13 protein-coding genes are annotated in these 14,536 nt (G+C 67.0%); 9 read left to right on the forward strand and 4 right to left on the reverse strand.

Features of this window, described 5'->3' with window-relative positions; all coding sequences use genetic code 11:
• Positions 1–9: 9 nt before the first annotated feature.
• Both ABIC50_RS20450 and ABIC50_RS20455 read right to left on the reverse strand, forming a co-directional pair.
• Entirely contained in the window at positions 10–1,569 is a 1,560-nt protein-coding gene (locus ABIC50_RS20450; protein ID WP_354166553.1) for a sensor histidine kinase, read from the reverse strand.
• Positions 1,570–1,585: 16 nt separating this feature from the next.
• Positions 1,586–2,314, reverse strand: coding sequence for a response regulator transcription factor (locus ABIC50_RS20455; protein WP_105834559.1), 729 nt, complete (start codon positions 2,312–2,314; stop codon positions 1,586–1,588).
• 186 nt (positions 2,315–2,500) lie between these two features.
• Between ABIC50_RS20455 and recA the strand changes: the two genes are divergently transcribed.
• From recA to ABIC50_RS20500, 9 genes are all read left to right on the forward strand, one after another.
• Entirely contained in the window at positions 2,501–3,580 is a 1,080-nt protein-coding gene (gene recA / locus ABIC50_RS20460; RefSeq protein ID WP_011657832.1) for a recombinase RecA, read from the forward strand.
• A complete protein-coding gene (gene recX, locus ABIC50_RS20465) occupies positions 3,580–4,461 on the forward strand; it encodes a recombination regulator RecX (RefSeq protein ID WP_354166555.1) in 882 nt (293 codons plus the stop codon). Before recA ends, recX begins: the two co-directional genes overlap by 1 nt.
• Positions 4,462–4,606: 145 nt before the next feature.
• Positions 4,607–5,215: a DUF2889 domain-containing protein gene (locus ABIC50_RS20470; RefSeq protein WP_012364627.1), complete on the forward strand. Its 609-nt coding sequence runs from the start codon at positions 4,607–4,609 to the stop codon at positions 5,213–5,215.
• A gap of 68 nt (positions 5,216–5,283) precedes the next feature.
• Positions 5,284–6,450 (forward strand): ADP-forming succinate--CoA ligase subunit beta, encoded by a 1,167-nt coding sequence (gene sucC, locus ABIC50_RS20475; RefSeq protein ID WP_175696479.1) that lies wholly within the window; start codon positions 5,284–5,286, stop codon positions 6,448–6,450.
• 69 nt (positions 6,451–6,519) lie between these two features.
• On the forward strand, positions 6,520–7,401 hold the full coding sequence (gene sucD, locus ABIC50_RS20480; RefSeq protein WP_006477916.1) for a succinate--CoA ligase subunit alpha: 882 nt from the start codon (positions 6,520–6,522) through the stop codon (positions 7,399–7,401).
• Positions 7,402–7,559: 158 nt separating this feature from the next.
• Positions 7,560–8,264, forward strand: a complete 705-nt coding sequence (locus tag ABIC50_RS20485) for a TerC family protein (RefSeq protein ID WP_041491266.1) — start codon at positions 7,560–7,562, stop codon at positions 8,262–8,264.
• Between the two features lie 97 nt (positions 8,265–8,361).
• Positions 8,362–8,958 (forward strand): pilin, encoded by a 597-nt coding sequence (locus ABIC50_RS20490; RefSeq protein ID WP_354166557.1) that lies wholly within the window; start codon positions 8,362–8,364, stop codon positions 8,956–8,958.
• Positions 8,959–9,120: 162 nt separating this feature from the next.
• Positions 9,121–10,899, forward strand: a complete 1,779-nt coding sequence (locus tag ABIC50_RS20495) for a PglL family O-oligosaccharyltransferase (RefSeq protein WP_354166558.1) — start codon at positions 9,121–9,123, stop codon at positions 10,897–10,899.
• A 417-nt stretch (positions 10,900–11,316) separates the two neighbouring features.
• The gene (locus ABIC50_RS20500) at positions 11,317–11,667 is read left to right on the forward strand and encodes a TonB family protein (protein WP_354166560.1); all 351 of its coding nucleotides are present in this window, start codon (positions 11,317–11,319) and stop codon (positions 11,665–11,667) included.
• Between the two features lie 75 nt (positions 11,668–11,742).
• Here the strand turns inward: ABIC50_RS20500 and ABIC50_RS20505 are convergent, their stop codons facing one another.
• The gene (locus tag ABIC50_RS20505; protein ID WP_354166562.1) at positions 11,743–12,957 is read right to left on the reverse strand and encodes a hypothetical protein; all 1,215 of its coding nucleotides are present in this window, start codon (positions 12,955–12,957) and stop codon (positions 11,743–11,745) included.
• A gap of 381 nt (positions 12,958–13,338) precedes the next feature.
• Positions 13,339–14,499: a WD40/YVTN/BNR-like repeat-containing protein gene (locus ABIC50_RS20510; protein WP_354166869.1), complete on the reverse strand. Its 1,161-nt coding sequence runs from the start codon at positions 14,497–14,499 to the stop codon at positions 13,339–13,341.
• Positions 14,500–14,536: the final 37 nt, after the last annotated feature.

Raw genomic sequence — 14,536 nt, forward strand, 5'->3', positions numbered from 1 at the left:
TCGCGCGTGTCAGGCTGGATCCGCGGCGGGCGCCGACAGCGGCAGGCTGATGCGCACGAGCGTGCCGGCAAGGCGCGGCGCCTGTTGATAGACATGATCGTCGAGCGTCAGCGTGCCGCCGTGCTGCGTCGCGATCTCGCGCACGATCGCGAGCCCGAGGCCGCTGCCGTCGCCTTCGCGGCCGAGGATCCGGTAGAAGCGCTCGACCACGCGGTCGCGTTCGGCGGCCGGGATGCCGGGCCCGGTGTCCTCGACTTCGAGATGCACGCGCCGCGTCGCCGGCTCGGCCCGCACGCGCACGGTGATGCGGCCACCTTCGGGCGTGTAGCGGATCGCGTTGTCGACCAGGTTGCCGAGCATCTCGCGCAGCATCACGGGATTGCCGTCGACGTCGAGCGGCGCATCGTCCTCCGGGCCTTCGTAACCGAGGTCCATGCGCTTCGCGAGCGCGGCCTGCACCCAGTCGCGCACCGTGCGGCGCGCCAGCGCGCCGATTTCGACCGGCTCGAAGGTCAGCCCGCTCGCGCGGTTCTCGGCGCGCGCGAGCGCGAGCAGTTGCGTGACGAGCCGCGCGGCCTGCTCGGAACTCGTCGCGATCTGTTCGAGCGAGCGCTGCACGTCGGGCGGCACGGGGTGGCGCAACGCGAATTCGGCCTGCGTGCGCAGCCCCGCGAGCGGCGTCTTCATCTGATGCGCGGCGTCGGCGATGAAGCGCTTTTGCAACGCCATGTTCTGCTCGAGCCGCGCGAGCAGGTCGTTGAACGACGTGACGAGCGGCTCGATCTCGGGCGGCGCGCGCTGCGCCTCGACCGGCGACAGGTCGTCGGGCCGCCGCCCGCGGATGTGCGCCTGCAGCGCGTTGAGCGGCGCGAGCCCGCGCGACAGCCCGAACCAGACGAGCAGGATCGCGAGCGGCAGGATCACGAACTGCGGCAGGATCACGCCCTTGATGATGTCGTTCGCGAGTGCGTTGCGCTTGTCGAGCGTCTCGCCGACCTGCACGAGCACGGGCACGGGCTGTGCGCCGCCCGGCTCCGGCAGTGCGACGGTCGTATACGCGACGCGCACGTCGTTGCCGCGCAAAAGGTCGTCGCGGAACACGACGACGCCCGGCGGCGGGCGGTCCTCGTCGCGCGGCAGCGGCATGTCGGCCTCGCCCGCGACCAGCTCGCCGCGCGTGCCGAGCACCTGGAAGTACACGCTGTCGACGTTGTCCGCGCGCAGGAAGTCGCGCGTCTGCTGCGGCAGCGTCAGCTCGGCGACGCCGTTGACCGGATGGATCTGCCGTGCGAGCACGTATGCGTTGGTCTCGAGCGCGCGGTCGAACGGGCCGTTCGCGATCGTCTTCGCGACGAGATAGGTGACGGCGATGCTCATCGGCCACAGCAGCAGCAGCGGCGCGAGCATCCAGTCGAGGATTTCGCCGAACAGCGAGCGCGGGCGCGGCGCCTCGGGCGCATCGGTTTCGTCGGGCGGCGCGAACGGGTTCTCGTAGCGCGCGTCGCGTGTGTCGTCGGCGGCCGACGCCGGCGCGCCGCTCGGGCGGCGGGAATGGGCCGGGGTGGCCATCGCGGGGCGCCCGGCTTCAGCGCAGCGGCGTGCCGGCCACCACGGGCTGGGGCGCTGCCGTATCGGTCGGCGCGGCGGGCGCGACCTTCTCGAGGCAATAGCCGAGGCCGCGCACGGTCGAGATCCGCACGCCGCTCGGTTCGATCTTCTTGCGCAGTCGGTGCACGTAGACTTCGATCGCGTTGTTGCTGACTTCCTCGCCCCATTCGCACAGGTGATCGACGAGCTGCTCCTTCGACACGAGCCGGCCGATCCGCTGCAGCAGCACCTCGAGCAGGCCGAGCTCGCGCGCGGAGAGATCGAGCACGTGATCGTTCGCATACGCGATGCGGCCGACCTGGTCGAACGCGAGCGAGCCGTGGCGCACGACGGTCGGGCCGCCGCCCGCGCCGCGCCGGGTCAGCGCGCGCACGCGCGCTTCCAGCTCGTTGAGCGCGAACGGCTTGGCCATGTAGTCGTCGGCGCCGAGGTCGAGCCCCTTCACGCGTTCGTCGACGCTGTCGGCGGCGGTCAGGATCAGCACGGGGAGGTTGGAATTGCGGGCGCGCAGGCGCTTGAGCACCTCGAGCCCGGACATTTTCGGCAGGCCGAGATCGAGGATCAGCAGGTCGAATGTCTGCATCGACAGCGCCGTATCGGCGTCGACGCCGCTCTTCACGTGGTCGACCGCATAGCCCGATTGGCGGAGTGACCGGGTGAGGCCGTCCGCGAGTATGCTGTCATCTTCGGCGATGAGAATTCGCATGGTGCTGACCGATGGCCGGCGGGCATTCGCGCCGGCGCGGCTGTCTCCGAAGTTATTCGTGTACAACGCTCTGCATTGCGGGCTTGCACAAAACACTGTTTTTTTATACAGTGTCTGCATTCATGGGCAGCGCTTGAAGTGGGCGCGCCTCTAACAGACGCTGCTCATCATAGCAAAGGACGATTCATGGAAGATAGCAAGAAGGGCTCCGGGATGACCGCCGAGAAGAGCAAGGCGCTGGCGGCCGCACTCGCACAGATCGAGAAGCAGTTCGGCAAGGGCTCGATCATGCGCATGGGCGACGGCGAAGTGGCCGAGAACATCCAGGTCGTGTCCACGGGCTCGCTCGGTCTCGATATCGCGCTCGGCGTCGGCGGCCTGCCGCGCGGCCGGGTCGTCGAGATCTACGGTCCGGAATCGTCGGGTAAAACCACGCTGACGCTCCAGGTCGTCGCCGAGCTGCAGAAGCTGGGCGGCACGGCGGCGTTCATCGACGCGGAGCACGCGCTGGACGTTCAATATGCAGCGAAGCTCGGCGTGAACGTGCCGGAACTGCTGATCTCGCAGCCGGACACCGGAGAGCAGGCGCTCGAAATCACCGACGCGCTGGTGCGCTCGGGCTCGATCGACATGATCGTCATCGACTCGGTCGCGGCGCTGGTGCCGAAGGCCGAAATCGAAGGCGAGATGGGCGATTCGCTGCCGGGCCTGCAGGCCCGCCTGATGTCGCAGGCGCTGCGCAAGCTGACGGGCACGATCAAGCGCACGAACTGCCTCGTGATCTTCATCAACCAGATCCGGATGAAGATCGGCGTGATGTTCGGCAACCCGGAAACCACGACGGGCGGCAACGCGCTGAAGTTCTATTCGTCGGTGCGTCTCGACATCCGCCGGATCGGCTCGATCAAGAAGAACGACGAGGTGATCGGCAACGAAACCCGCGTGAAGGTCGTCAAGAACAAGGTGTCGCCGCCGTTCCGCGAAGCGATCTTCGACATCCTGTATGGCGAAGGCATTTCGCGTCAGGGCGAGATCATCGATCTCGGCGTGCAGGCGAAGATCGTCGACAAGGCCGGTGCCTGGTACAGCTACAACGGCGAGAAGATCGGTCAGGGCAAGGACAACGCGCGTGAATTCCTGCGCGAGAATCCGGAAATCGCGCGCGAGATCGAGAACCGTATCCGCGAATCGCTCGGCGTGGTCACCATGCCGGAAGGTGCGGCTGCGGTCCACGACGAAGCCGAGGCGATGGACGAAGAAGAGTGATGGTCGGGCGCCGAGGTCAGGCAGGCAAGCCGGAGGAGAGCGACGCGCCCGCAACGGCGGGTCGCTCCGGCCGGCGAGCCGGATCCTCGGGTGCCGACCGGCCGGTCGCAGGCGGCAACGCCGCGAACCGCACCGCGACGAGGGCATCCGACGATGCCCTCGTTTCATTTGAGATTGCCGCGCCGGACGATCCGTTCGACGACGACGAATCGTTCGACGCGCACGACCGCTCCCGCCGCCGTGTTTCCGGTGTCAGCTTCCCCGGCGAGCGCGCAGCCGCTGCGGCGGCGCCGGCCAGGGAAGACGTCTATACGCGCAGCAGCCAGCATCCGCGCCGCACGCGCCGGGCGTCCGGCGCGTCTTCAAGCACATCATCAAGCACCTCTGCCGGCGACGATCCGGCCGCCGGCAAGCGCAAGTCGTCGAAACCGCCGCGTTCGTTGAAGGGCCGCGCGCTCGGCTATCTGTCCAGGCGCGAATACAGCCGTGCGGAACTCGCGCGCAAGCTTGGGCCGTACGTCGGCGAAGACGAATCCGTCGAGCCGGTGCTCGATGCGCTGGAAAAGGAAGGCTGGCTGTCCGACGCGCGCTTTGCCGAAAGCCTCGTGCATCGCCGTGCGTCGCGCGTCGGCGCCGCGCGCATCGTCAGCGAACTGAAGCGTCACGCGGTCGGCGACACGCTCGTCGAGGAAGTCAACGCGCAGTTGCGCGAGACCGAATGGACACGTGCGCAGGCCGTCTGGCGCAAGAAATTCGGTGCACTGCCGCAAACGCCGGCCGAGCGCGCGAAGCAGGCGCGCTTCCTTGCCGCACGCGGCTTCTCGAGCGGGATCATCGTGAAGTTGCTGAAGGTCGGCGACGATTTCCTGGTCGACGACTGACCGGCGCGTCACGCGCGCTGCGCGCGATTTTGCTGCAATGCAACCGTTTCCGGACAGGCGGGAATACCCGCCGTCGCGGCCGGCTGCCTCGAATACCCGATATGCTAAAATCCACGGGTTTTCCTCTTCGGCCTCAACCTCCAGCATGCCGCTATCCGAGCCCGTGCCCCGTCAGTTGCGACATCGACGCGCAATCCGAGCGGAAGCCTACGAGCGCGGCGACGGCTTGTGGGACATCGAAGCCTGCCTGACCGACCACAAGCCGCGCGATGTCGCGCTTGCGTCGGGCATCCGGCCCCAGGGCCTGCCGATCCACGAACTCTGGCTGCGCGTGACTATCGATCGTGATCTCAACGTCGTCGACGCCGAAGCGTCCTCGGAATGGGTTCCCTATCCCGGTCACTGTCAATCCGCCACTCCCGCCTATCGGGCCCTCATCGGGCTCAATCTCTTCCGCAATTTCCGCCGCAACGCGAACCGGCTGCTGGCCGGCGTCGCAGGCTGTTCCCATCTCACCGAACTGTGCGCCGTGCTGCCGACGGCAGCGATCCAGGCGTTCGCCGGCGATGTGTGGAACGTGCGCGAGGAAGGCGGCGAAGGGCCGGATCATGGCGGCGCGCACGACGACGCGCCTTTCCAGCTCGGCCGCTGCCGGGCGTTGCGGTTCGACGGCGAGGTCGTGCGGCAGTACTACCCGCGCTGGTATGGCGCGAGCCGGCCGGACGTGCCCGGTGAAGGCAGCACGAAGGAATGAACGGAAATCATTCGAAGAAGCGTCTTAAGCGACTTTTCATCCAACTCTCAGACTGAAGGGAATCACGCATGAAGATTCACGAGTACCAGGGTAAGGAAATCCTGCGGAAATTCGGAGTCGCGGTACCGCGCGGCAAGCCGGCGTTCTCGGTTGACGAGGCCGTCAAGGTGGCAGAAGAGCTCGGCGGCCCGGTGTGGGTCGTGAAGGCTCAGATTCACGCGGGTGGCCGTGGCAAGGGCGGCGGCGTGAAGGTGGCGAAGTCGATCGAGCAGGTTCGCGAATACGCGAACCAGATCCTCGGCATGCAGCTCGTCACGCACCAGACCGGTCCGGAAGGCCAGAAGGTCAACCGTCTGATGGTCGAAGAAGGCGCCGACATCAAGCAGGAACTGTATGTCAGCCTCGTCGTCGATCGCATCTCGCAAAAGATCGTTCTGATGGGTTCGAGCGAAGGCGGCATGGACATCGAAGAAGTCGCCGAAAAGCACCCGGAACTGATCCACAAGGTCATCGTCGAGCCGTCGACGGGCCTGCTCGACGCGCAGGCGGACGACCTGGCCGCGAAGATCGGCGTGCCGGCTGCTTCGATCCCGCAAGCGCGCGCGATCCTGCAAGGCCTGTACAAGGCATTCTGGGAAACCGACGCGTCGCTGGCTGAAATCAACCCGCTGAACGTCTCCGGCGACGGCAAGGTCATCGCACTCGACGCGAAGTTCAACTTCGACTCGAACGCGCTGTTCCGCCACCCGGAAATCGTCGCGTACCGCGACCTGGACGAAGAAGATCCGGCTGAAATCGAAGCGTCGAAGTTCGACCTCGCGTACATCTCGCTCGACGGCAACATCGGCTGCCTCGTGAACGGCGCAGGCCTCGCGATGGCGACGATGGACACCATCAAGCTGTTCGGCGGCGAGCCGGCGAACTTCCTGGACGTTGGCGGTGGCGCCACGACCGAGAAGGTCACGGAAGCGTTCAAGCTGATGCTGAAGAACCCGGACCTGAAGGCGATCCTCGTGAACATCTTCGGCGGCATCATGCGCTGCGACGTGATCGCGGAAGGCGTGATCGCCGGTTCGAAGGCCGTGAACCTGAACGTGCCGCTCGTCGTGCGCATGAAGGGCACGAACGAGGACCTCGGCAAGAAGATGCTGGCCGATTCGGGCCTGCCGATCATCTCGGCGGACAGCATGGAAGAGGCTGCGCAGAAGGTCGTCGCGGCTGCCGCAGGCAAGTAAGCGCGCGCTAATGAACACGCATGGCGGCGCGGTTTGCACGCGACGCCAATCGAACAGAGGTCAAAATACATGTCGATTCTGATCAACAAGGACACGAAGGTCATCACGCAGGGCATTACCGGCAAAACCGGTCAGTTCCATACGCGCGCCTGCCGTGAATACGCAAACGGCCGCGAAGCATTCGTCGCGGGCGTGAACCCGAAGAAGGCCGGCGAAGATTTCGAAGGCATTCCGATCTACGCGAGCGTCAAGGAAGCGAAGGCGGAAACCGGCGCGACCGTGTCGGTCATCTACGTTCCGCCGGCAGGCGCCGCCGCCGCGATCTGGGAAGCTGTCGAAGCCGACCTGGATCTCGCGATCTGCATCACGGAAGGCATCCCCGTCCGTGACATGATCGAAGTGAAGGACCGCATGCGTCGCGAAGGCCGCAAGACGCTGCTGCTCGGGCCGAACTGCCCGGGCACGATCACGCCGGACGAACTGAAGATCGGCATCATGCCGGGTCACATCCACCGCAAGGGCCGCATCGGCGTCGTGTCGCGTTCCGGCACGCTGACGTATGAAGCCGTTGCTCAGCTCACGGCACTGGGCCTCGGCCAGTCGTCGGCAGTCGGTATCGGCGGCGACCCGATCAACGGTCTGAAGCACATCGACGTGATGAAGATGTTCAACGACGATCCGGATACGGATGCGGTCGTGATGATCGGTGAAATTGGCGGTCCGGACGAAGCCAATGCCGCCGAGTGGATCAAGGACAACATGAAGAAGCCGGTCGTCGGCTTCATCGCGGGTGTCACGGCGCCTCCGGGCAAGCGCATGGGCCACGCCGGCGCGCTGATCTCGGGCGGTGCGGATACGGCCGAAGCGAAGCTGGAAATCATGGAAGCGTGCGGCATCACCGTCACGCGCAACCCGTCGGAAATGGGCCGTCTGCTGAAGAAGGCGCTGTAATTTCCGCGTGGTTCGTCCTGCAAAAAACGCCGGCTTAGCCGGCGTTTTTTGTTATGCTCGCGCAATGAATTTGTAAGCCCCGGGCATGCGCGACGCATGTGCCGGTAATGAACCGGGCCGCCCGTCACAGGGTCTTCGCCCCGCACCTATATCCACTCATGCTTGAATTCCTGACGTCGCTGCACTGGGGCGCCGTGCTCCAGATCGTCATCATCGACATCCTGCTCGGCGGCGACAACGCCGTCGTGATCGCGCTCGCGTGCCGCAACCTGCCGGCCAACCAGCGGCTGCGCGGCGTCGTGTGGGGCACGGCCGGCGCGATCCTGTTGCGGGTGGTGCTGATCGCATTCGCGGTCGCGCTGCTCGACGTGCCGTTCCTGAAGTTCGGCGGCGGCCTGCTGCTGCTGTGGATCGGCGTCAAGCTGATGGCGCCGGATGCCGACGCGCACGACAACGTGAAGCCGGCCGACCGGCTGTGGGACGCGGTGAAGACGATCGTGATCGCCGACGCCGTGATGAGCCTCGACAACGTGATCGCGATCGCAGGCGCGGCCGAGCAGGCCGATCCGTCGCACCGGTTGGCGCTGGTGATCTTCGGGCTCGTCGTCAGCGTGCCGATCATCGTGTGGGGCAGCACGCTGGTGCTGAAGCTGCTCGACCGGTTCCCGATCGTCGTCGCATTGGGCGCGGGGCTGCTCGGCTGGATCGCAGGCGGCCTGATGGTGCACGACCCGGTCGGCGATCGCTGGCCGGTGCTCGATACGCAGGCCGCGATCTACGGTGCGAGCATCGCCGGTGCACTGTTCGTCGTTGCCGCCGGATACGCGCTGCGGCGCCGCCGCAGCGGTCCGCATCCGCAGTGACGTTGGCCGTCCGGCCGACTGCCGGGCCCGCGGCCCACTGGCTACGATCGAAACGCCTGCCTGATTCGGCAGGCGTTTTTCGTTTCCGGAGCCAGTCATGTTCGAAGCCTTTTCAGTTTCCCTGTTCCGTCGCGTCGCCGCCGATCTGCGGCGCGCGCGCCGGCCCGTGCCGCGTTGGCGGCCGGCCGGCTTCACGCTGATCGAGTTGATGATCGTGCTCGCGATCGTCGGCGTGATCGCGGCCTATGCGATTCCCGCGTACCAGGATTACCTCGCGCGGTCGCGCGTCGGCGAGGGGCTCGCGCTCGCGTCGTCCGCGCGGCTCGCGGTTGCCGACAATGCCGCGAGCGGCGCAGGCCTCGACGGCGGCTACAGCCCGCCGGTCGCCACCCGGAACGTCGAATCCGTCCGGATCGACGGCGATACGGGCCAGATCACTGTGACGTTCACCACCCGCGTCGCCGCGGCCGGCGCGAATACGCTCGTGCTGGTGCCGTCCGCGCCGGACAAGGCCGATACGCCGACCGCACGGGTGCCGCTGAAAAAGGGCGCGATGCAGGCCGGCGCGATTGCGTGGGAGTGCTTTGCCGCCGGCAAGGCCGCGTCATCGCTGCCGGCGCCGGGCGCGGGCCCGTTGCCGGCGGAGGCGGCGACGTTGCCCGCGAAATACGCGCCGGCGGAATGCCGCGCATAGTGCAGGCGGCCCGCGGGCCGGTGCGTGGGCGTGCGCACGGCGCCGCGCACGCATTGCCGGCCTGCCGAGCCGGCCCGGCCGTATCGGGTGACGGGGCGGCGGGGCCGCACAGACGGGGGAAAGTTTTGTATAGTGCGCCGGTTGCTGACATCCGGTTCGCTCATGCCTTCTACTTTTTCCCGTTCGTTGCCGCTCGTTGCGCTGCCTGTCGCCCTGATCGTGCCGTACGCGATCACGAATCACACGTATCCGATCCCGACCTTCTATTCCGAATTTGCCGCGCTGGTGCTGTATCTGCTGGTGGGGCTCTCCGTCGTGCTGCTCGCGCGCACGGGCCGCCCGGCCGAACCGTTCGCCGCGCCGGCCGCGTTCGTCGCGCCACTCGGGTTCGCGGCGGTGCTGCTCGCGCAGGTCGCGCTGATGCCGCTGAAAGTGCCGTCGATGAACTGGCTGGCGCTCGGCTATCTGGCCGCCGCGCTGGTCGCGATGCAGGCCGGCTACACGCTCGCGCGCGAGGGGCTCGCCGAAGCCACCGCGCGAATGATGGCCGGCGCGCTGCTCGTCGGCGGCGTGTTCGCGGTCGCGAGCCAGGTCGTGCAGTTGTTCCATCTCGAAACCGCGGTGTCGCCGTTCGTCGTGGTCTACAACATCGCGGTCGATCGCCGTCCGTACGGCAACATGGCGCAGGCGAACCACCTGGCGACCTACATCGCCTTTGCGCTCGCGGGCGCGCTGTATCTGGTGCAGACGCGCCGGCTCGCGGTATGGGCCTGGTTCGCGCTGTCGGTCGTGCTGTCGGGCGGTCTCGCGCTGACGGTGTCGCGCGGCCCGTGGCTGCAGGTCGCGGTGATGGTCGTCGCGGGCTTCTGGATGGCATGGCTCGAATCGCGCCGTGCGCCCGGCAACCGCCGCGCCTGGCTGATACCGGCCGCGCTCGCGGTGGCGTTCGTCGGGGTGAACGTCGCGGTGCGCTGGGCCAACGTGCATTTCCACCTGGGGCTTGCCGAGTCGGCCGCCGAGCGGATGCGCGACGCGGGGCAGATCGCGCCGCGGCTCGCGCTGTGGAAGTACGGGCTTGCGATGTTCCGCGAGCATCCGCTGCTCGGCGTCGGCTGGGGCGAATTCCCGTCGCACCAGTTCGCGCTCGTGCGCACGCTCGGCGGTGTCGAGATCGCGAACAACTCGCACGACATCTTCATCGACCTGCTCGCGAAGTCCGGTCTGCTGGGTCTCGGCGTGCTGGTCGTCGCGCTCGTGACGTGGTTCGTGCGCGCGGTGCGTGCGCCGCAGTCGAGCACGCGCGTGTTCGGCCTCGCGCTGATCGGCATCCTGCTGATGCATGCGCTCGTCGAATATCCGCAGCAGTACATGTTCTTCCTGCTGCCGGCGATGTTCGTGATCGGCCTGCTCGACGTGAAGCCGCTGCGCCTCCTGCCGGGCCGCGCGGCGTTCGGGCTGTTCGCGGTGCTGGCGGTCGGCGGTGTGCTGGCGGCGGTACCCGTGCTGCGCGACTACCAGCGCGCGGAAGTGCTGTATTACGGCAGCGATCCGGCCGCGCAGTACCGCGATGCGCCGTCGCAGCTGTTCGGCGCGTGGGGCGATTACGGGGTGGCCACGCTGCTGACGATTTCGCCGGAGAACCTGCCGCTCAAGCTCGCCGCGCATGAGCGCGCGATCGCGCTGCTGCCGGGCGAGACGGTGCTGCGCCGCTATGCGGCACTGCAGGCGCTGGCCGGTCGGGAGGCCGATGCGCTCGATACGGTCGCGCGCCTGCATGTGTTCGCGAAGGAATTGAAGGACTGGCCGCAGCAGTTGGCGTTGCTGTACAAGCTGTGCGACCAGCAGCCGGCGCTGAAGGCGTTCAAGGCGGCCGTCGTCGCGAAGTACGGGGAAGTGCCGGCCGATGCGGACGAGGACGACTCCGACGACGATTCCGAGTGACGCCACGCTGAACACCGTGCCGACACCGCGCGGCGCCGGGCGGGGAATCCCGGGGCTGGCCGCATTGCGGTGAGGCGGGTGGGCGATGGCGGAGCGGGAAGGGGGCGGCGATTGCTTCCCCCGGGGAATGGATGCCGGCCGAATCCGGTGCGATTCGCGTCAACCATTGTCAAATCGCGGCCACGCGCAAGGCGGCGCGTGCACAATGCGGCAAAGCGTTCACGTGCGCGACCGCCCGCTGCGGGCCGCTGCCGCGAACGCCGCCCCGGATCTCCGGGAACCCGTCAAGCAGGATCGCGACCGCGCAGCCGTCGGTCGTGCGGCCGTAACGGCGCGCCGGTCCGATGGCCGCGGCGCAGGGCGATCTCCGCCGGCGCGGCGTTCGTCCGCAACAGTACTGAAGAACGATATTCGACCATGGCCCTTCGCTCGACCTTCCTGATCCTGCCTGCCGTCGCCGTGCTGTTTTCCGGCTGCGCGATGCTGTCGTCGTCGCAGGAAAGCAAGCTGACCTGCCACATTCCGCGCGCCGTCTATCCGGATAGCGCGAAGCCGCTCACGCGTCCGGTCACCGTGCTCGTGCGCGCGCTGATGACGACCGCGGGCGAAGCGCAGAACGTCACCGTGACGACGAGCAGCCGCAATGCGGCGGCGGATCGCGCGGCCGTCGACGCGATGACGCACGCGACCTGCGCGCAGACCGGCGCCACCGCGAATCCGTTCCTGCTCACGCAACCGTTCGTGTTCGAGCCGCGACGCGCGCAATGACGGGCGGCCGGGCACGCTGTATCGCGCCTGCCGCTTGCCGTCGATTCCTGTGAGGCGCCGCCGTGCCGCCGACGTTCAGTGCCGCGGCATCAGGTTCGCGCCGTGGCACGCCGGCTCGGCCGCCTTGCGCAGCCCGAGCATCGTGAACCCGTTGCGCTCCTGGCGGATCAGCGCGTAGCGTCGCGCAACCGTGTTGCCGTCCTTGCCCGTCAGATCCAGTTCGACCTGGAAGCGATCCTTGCTGTCCGAGCAGCCGCGTACCGGTCCATAGGCGAACCCGGTACCGGACACCTTGCTTTCCGCAATGAATCCCTGCCGCGCTTGCAGCGCCGCCGCAGCGGACGCGGGTTCGCTCCATGCGCGCGCGAGCGCATCGTCCACGCCCAGCCATTCGTCGACGAAATCGCGGCCGTTGACCGCGACCGGCTGCACGCGTTGCACGGAGTCGCCGTCGACGCGATAGCGGAAGATGCCCGGCCGTGTCATCACGTCGCTGTCGCGCGAGCCGACCGTCATGCGCAGCTCGAAGCCGTCGGGGCGCACCTTGAAGCGGATCGCGTCGTCGTCGAGCACGTAGCCGTGAGCCGTATGGAACAGCGTGCGTTGCGCGGCCGCGCCGTTGGCCGGCGCGACCACGTCGGCGCCGAACCGGCTCCAGCGCGACGAGCACCACGGCGTGCCGTGGACGACCGCCACCTGGCCGCCGGGCAAGGCGCCGAACCAGAAGCCGCCGCCGTAGGCGCCGCCAATGTCCTTGTAGTCGTCGGCCTGCCAGCGCAGCACGCGCCGCCAGCCGCCGTTTTCCCACGCATAGGCCGTGAGCAGGTTGTCGTCGCCGCACGCGATGTCGAAGCCGGCGCGTACGAAGAGGAGCGGGCGGGACGTGCCGTCGCGTTGGACGTCGACGTCCGGGTTGCGGCCGAATGCCGATTCGCCATTTTTCGGCTGGGCAGATTGGGTGGATTGGGCGGGTACGCCGAGCGTGGCCGCAAGCGTGCGTTTCAGCGCAGCCGGCTCGACGTGTTCGTCGCTGCACGCAAGCCGCGCGTCGATCGCGCCGACGAGCGCCTGCTTGTATGCGCGAAGCGCGTCGCGCAAGGGCGGCGAGACGTCGACGGTGCCACCGCCGTCGCCTTGCGGATTACGGACTTGCTGTACGCGGTGCTGCGCGTCGAGCGCCGCGCGTGCGGCGGTGTCGGCGGCGGGGCAAGGGCTGGCGGCGGAGGCGGTGGTGGGTATGGCGCAGGCGATGGAGAGTGCGAGTGTTACGCGGTTCAGCAAGTTTTTCATCGAAAGATTTTTTTTGTTCTTTTCTTCGTTCATCACGGCGAGCAGTTGGCCGGAGACCGAATCGGAATCGACGCCCGGCGCGCTGAACGGACGATTCTACCGATCCATCGTGGGGCGGATATAACTCAATGTCGCCACGACCAGGACGGCGAGGCTCACGACGAATCCTATCCGGCGAGTGTGTTTTTGCATGTCATTGGATACGCGGTCACCCCGAGACATGACCGACCCGGCAGGACCGGTATCCGACGGTTCTGGCACGCGTCGCGTCGCGATCGTGCGGCCGTGCCCCGCATTGCCCGGCCATTTCGGATCGGCCGCAGGCCGCGGAGCCGACGCCCGAATCGCGACGGGGGCCCCGCGGTAATCGCATCGGAACCGTCAGAACTGCCGCTTCTTGAGCGTATAGGCAACCAGCGAATACAGCGTGTTCGTCTGGGCGTTGAAATATCCGCCCTGAGTCGTCTTCTCTCTGCTCGAGTTCCAGGTCTTCCCCCCGTCGCTGCTGACGAACGTGAGATCGAGCGGTGTGCCGTTGCGGCTGGCGTCGGTTGCGTAGACGAGCAGCAACCCGTCCCGGCCGACGCTCAGGCTATCGAGCGTCAGCGTGTCGTCAAACGAATGCAATTGCCGCACCTGCTCGGGTGCGCCGTTCGTCCAGGTCGAAATGGCGCCGACGCGTTTTCCCTTGTCGGCGGGATTATCGAAATTGCGCGGTTCGCCGAGGCGCGACAGCGCGTAAAGCGCATAGTGATCCGACGCGGTCGGTGACGAGGACAGGCTGACGATCACTTGTTCGGGCAACACGGCGTCCAGGGCGAACCCGGATTGTTCCCAACCGAGCCGATAGACGACGCTTCCGGCGGAAGCATGCTCGGATTTCTCGACGTGGTATGCCACGCGCAAGGTACCGTCCGGGCCCAGGTCGATGCCGTCAAAGATGCGGCGGGGTTTGCCGGCGTCGGCGGCACCCGGCGGCAGTTCGATTTCCCGCCACGACTGACCGCCGTTGGACGTGCGCCACACGTGCGGGCCCCAACCGATCGCATAGCCGCGCTGCGGATCCAGAAACAGCAGGCGACCGATGTTCCGGTCTTCGGGCCACGCGAGCTGCACCCAGTCGCGTCCGCCGTTGGACGACTTCCAGAGCTTGGTCACTTGCGGCGTCAGCCCGTCGGCAGGCTGAGGCGACTTATAGTCCATCCAGCCGGTGCTGATGAATTCGACCGTCCAGTCCTTGGCGTGCCACCAGGCGGCGGTCTGGCCCACCTGCTTGAAATGGCGCGTCATGTCTCCGTTCACCGGGCCGCGCCAGAATTCGACCGACGTCCGGTTCAGCGTTTCGCGACTGTCGTTCATCCACGCTTCGGCCGGCTCGGCTTTTTCCTTGTCCTTCCATTCGGCATATGGCTTGAACGTGATTTCAGGATCGCTGATCTTCAGCGTGATCGCCTCGTTTCCCGATATCACGAAGTCGCCTCCGCCGTAAGGCTTGCTGTTCTTCATGAAAGTGTTGGAAACGACCTGCCAGTCATTCGACATATACGAGAACCCGACAATCAAAACAATGAGCACGACT

The organism is Burkholderia sp. 567, from assembly GCF_040545115.1.
GTDB classification, from domain to species: Bacteria; Pseudomonadota; Gammaproteobacteria; order Burkholderiales; family Burkholderiaceae; genus Burkholderia; species Burkholderia ambifaria.

What these genes read in the sequence shown, in the direction of transcription:
- ABIC50_RS20510 (WP_354166869.1), bottom strand. Translation starts at nt 14,499, where the DNA reads ATGTCGAATGACTGGCAGGTCGTTTCCAACACTTTCATGAAGAACAGC.
- ABIC50_RS20495 (WP_354166558.1), top strand. Translation starts at nt 9,121, where the DNA reads ATGCCTTCTACTTTTTCCCGTTCGTTGCCGCTCGTTGCGCTGCCTGTC.
- recA (WP_011657832.1), top strand. Translation starts at nt 2,501, where the DNA reads ATGGAAGATAGCAAGAAGGGCTCCGGGATGACCGCCGAGAAGAGCAAG.
- ABIC50_RS20455 (WP_105834559.1), bottom strand. Translation starts at nt 2,314, where the DNA reads ATGCGAATTCTCATCGCCGAAGATGACAGCATACTCGCGGACGGCCTC.
- ABIC50_RS20505 (WP_354166562.1), bottom strand. Translation starts at nt 12,957, where the DNA reads ATGAAAAACTTGCTGAACCGCGTAACACTCGCACTCTCCATCGCCTGC.
- ABIC50_RS20485 (WP_041491266.1), top strand. Translation starts at nt 7,560, where the DNA reads ATGCTTGAATTCCTGACGTCGCTGCACTGGGGCGCCGTGCTCCAGATC.
- sucC (WP_175696479.1), top strand. Translation starts at nt 5,284, where the DNA reads ATGAAGATTCACGAGTACCAGGGTAAGGAAATCCTGCGGAAATTCGGA.
- ABIC50_RS20470 (WP_012364627.1), top strand. Translation starts at nt 4,607, where the DNA reads ATGCCGCTATCCGAGCCCGTGCCCCGTCAGTTGCGACATCGACGCGCA.
- ABIC50_RS20490 (WP_354166557.1), top strand. Translation starts at nt 8,362, where the DNA reads ATGTTCGAAGCCTTTTCAGTTTCCCTGTTCCGTCGCGTCGCCGCCGAT.
- ABIC50_RS20450 (WP_354166553.1), bottom strand. Translation starts at nt 1,569, where the DNA reads ATGGCCACCCCGGCCCATTCCCGCCGCCCGAGCGGCGCGCCGGCGTCG.
- sucD (WP_006477916.1), top strand. Translation starts at nt 6,520, where the DNA reads ATGTCGATTCTGATCAACAAGGACACGAAGGTCATCACGCAGGGCATT.
- ABIC50_RS20500 (WP_354166560.1), top strand. Translation starts at nt 11,317, where the DNA reads ATGGCCCTTCGCTCGACCTTCCTGATCCTGCCTGCCGTCGCCGTGCTG.
- recX (WP_354166555.1), top strand. Translation starts at nt 3,580, where the DNA reads ATGGTCGGGCGCCGAGGTCAGGCAGGCAAGCCGGAGGAGAGCGACGCG.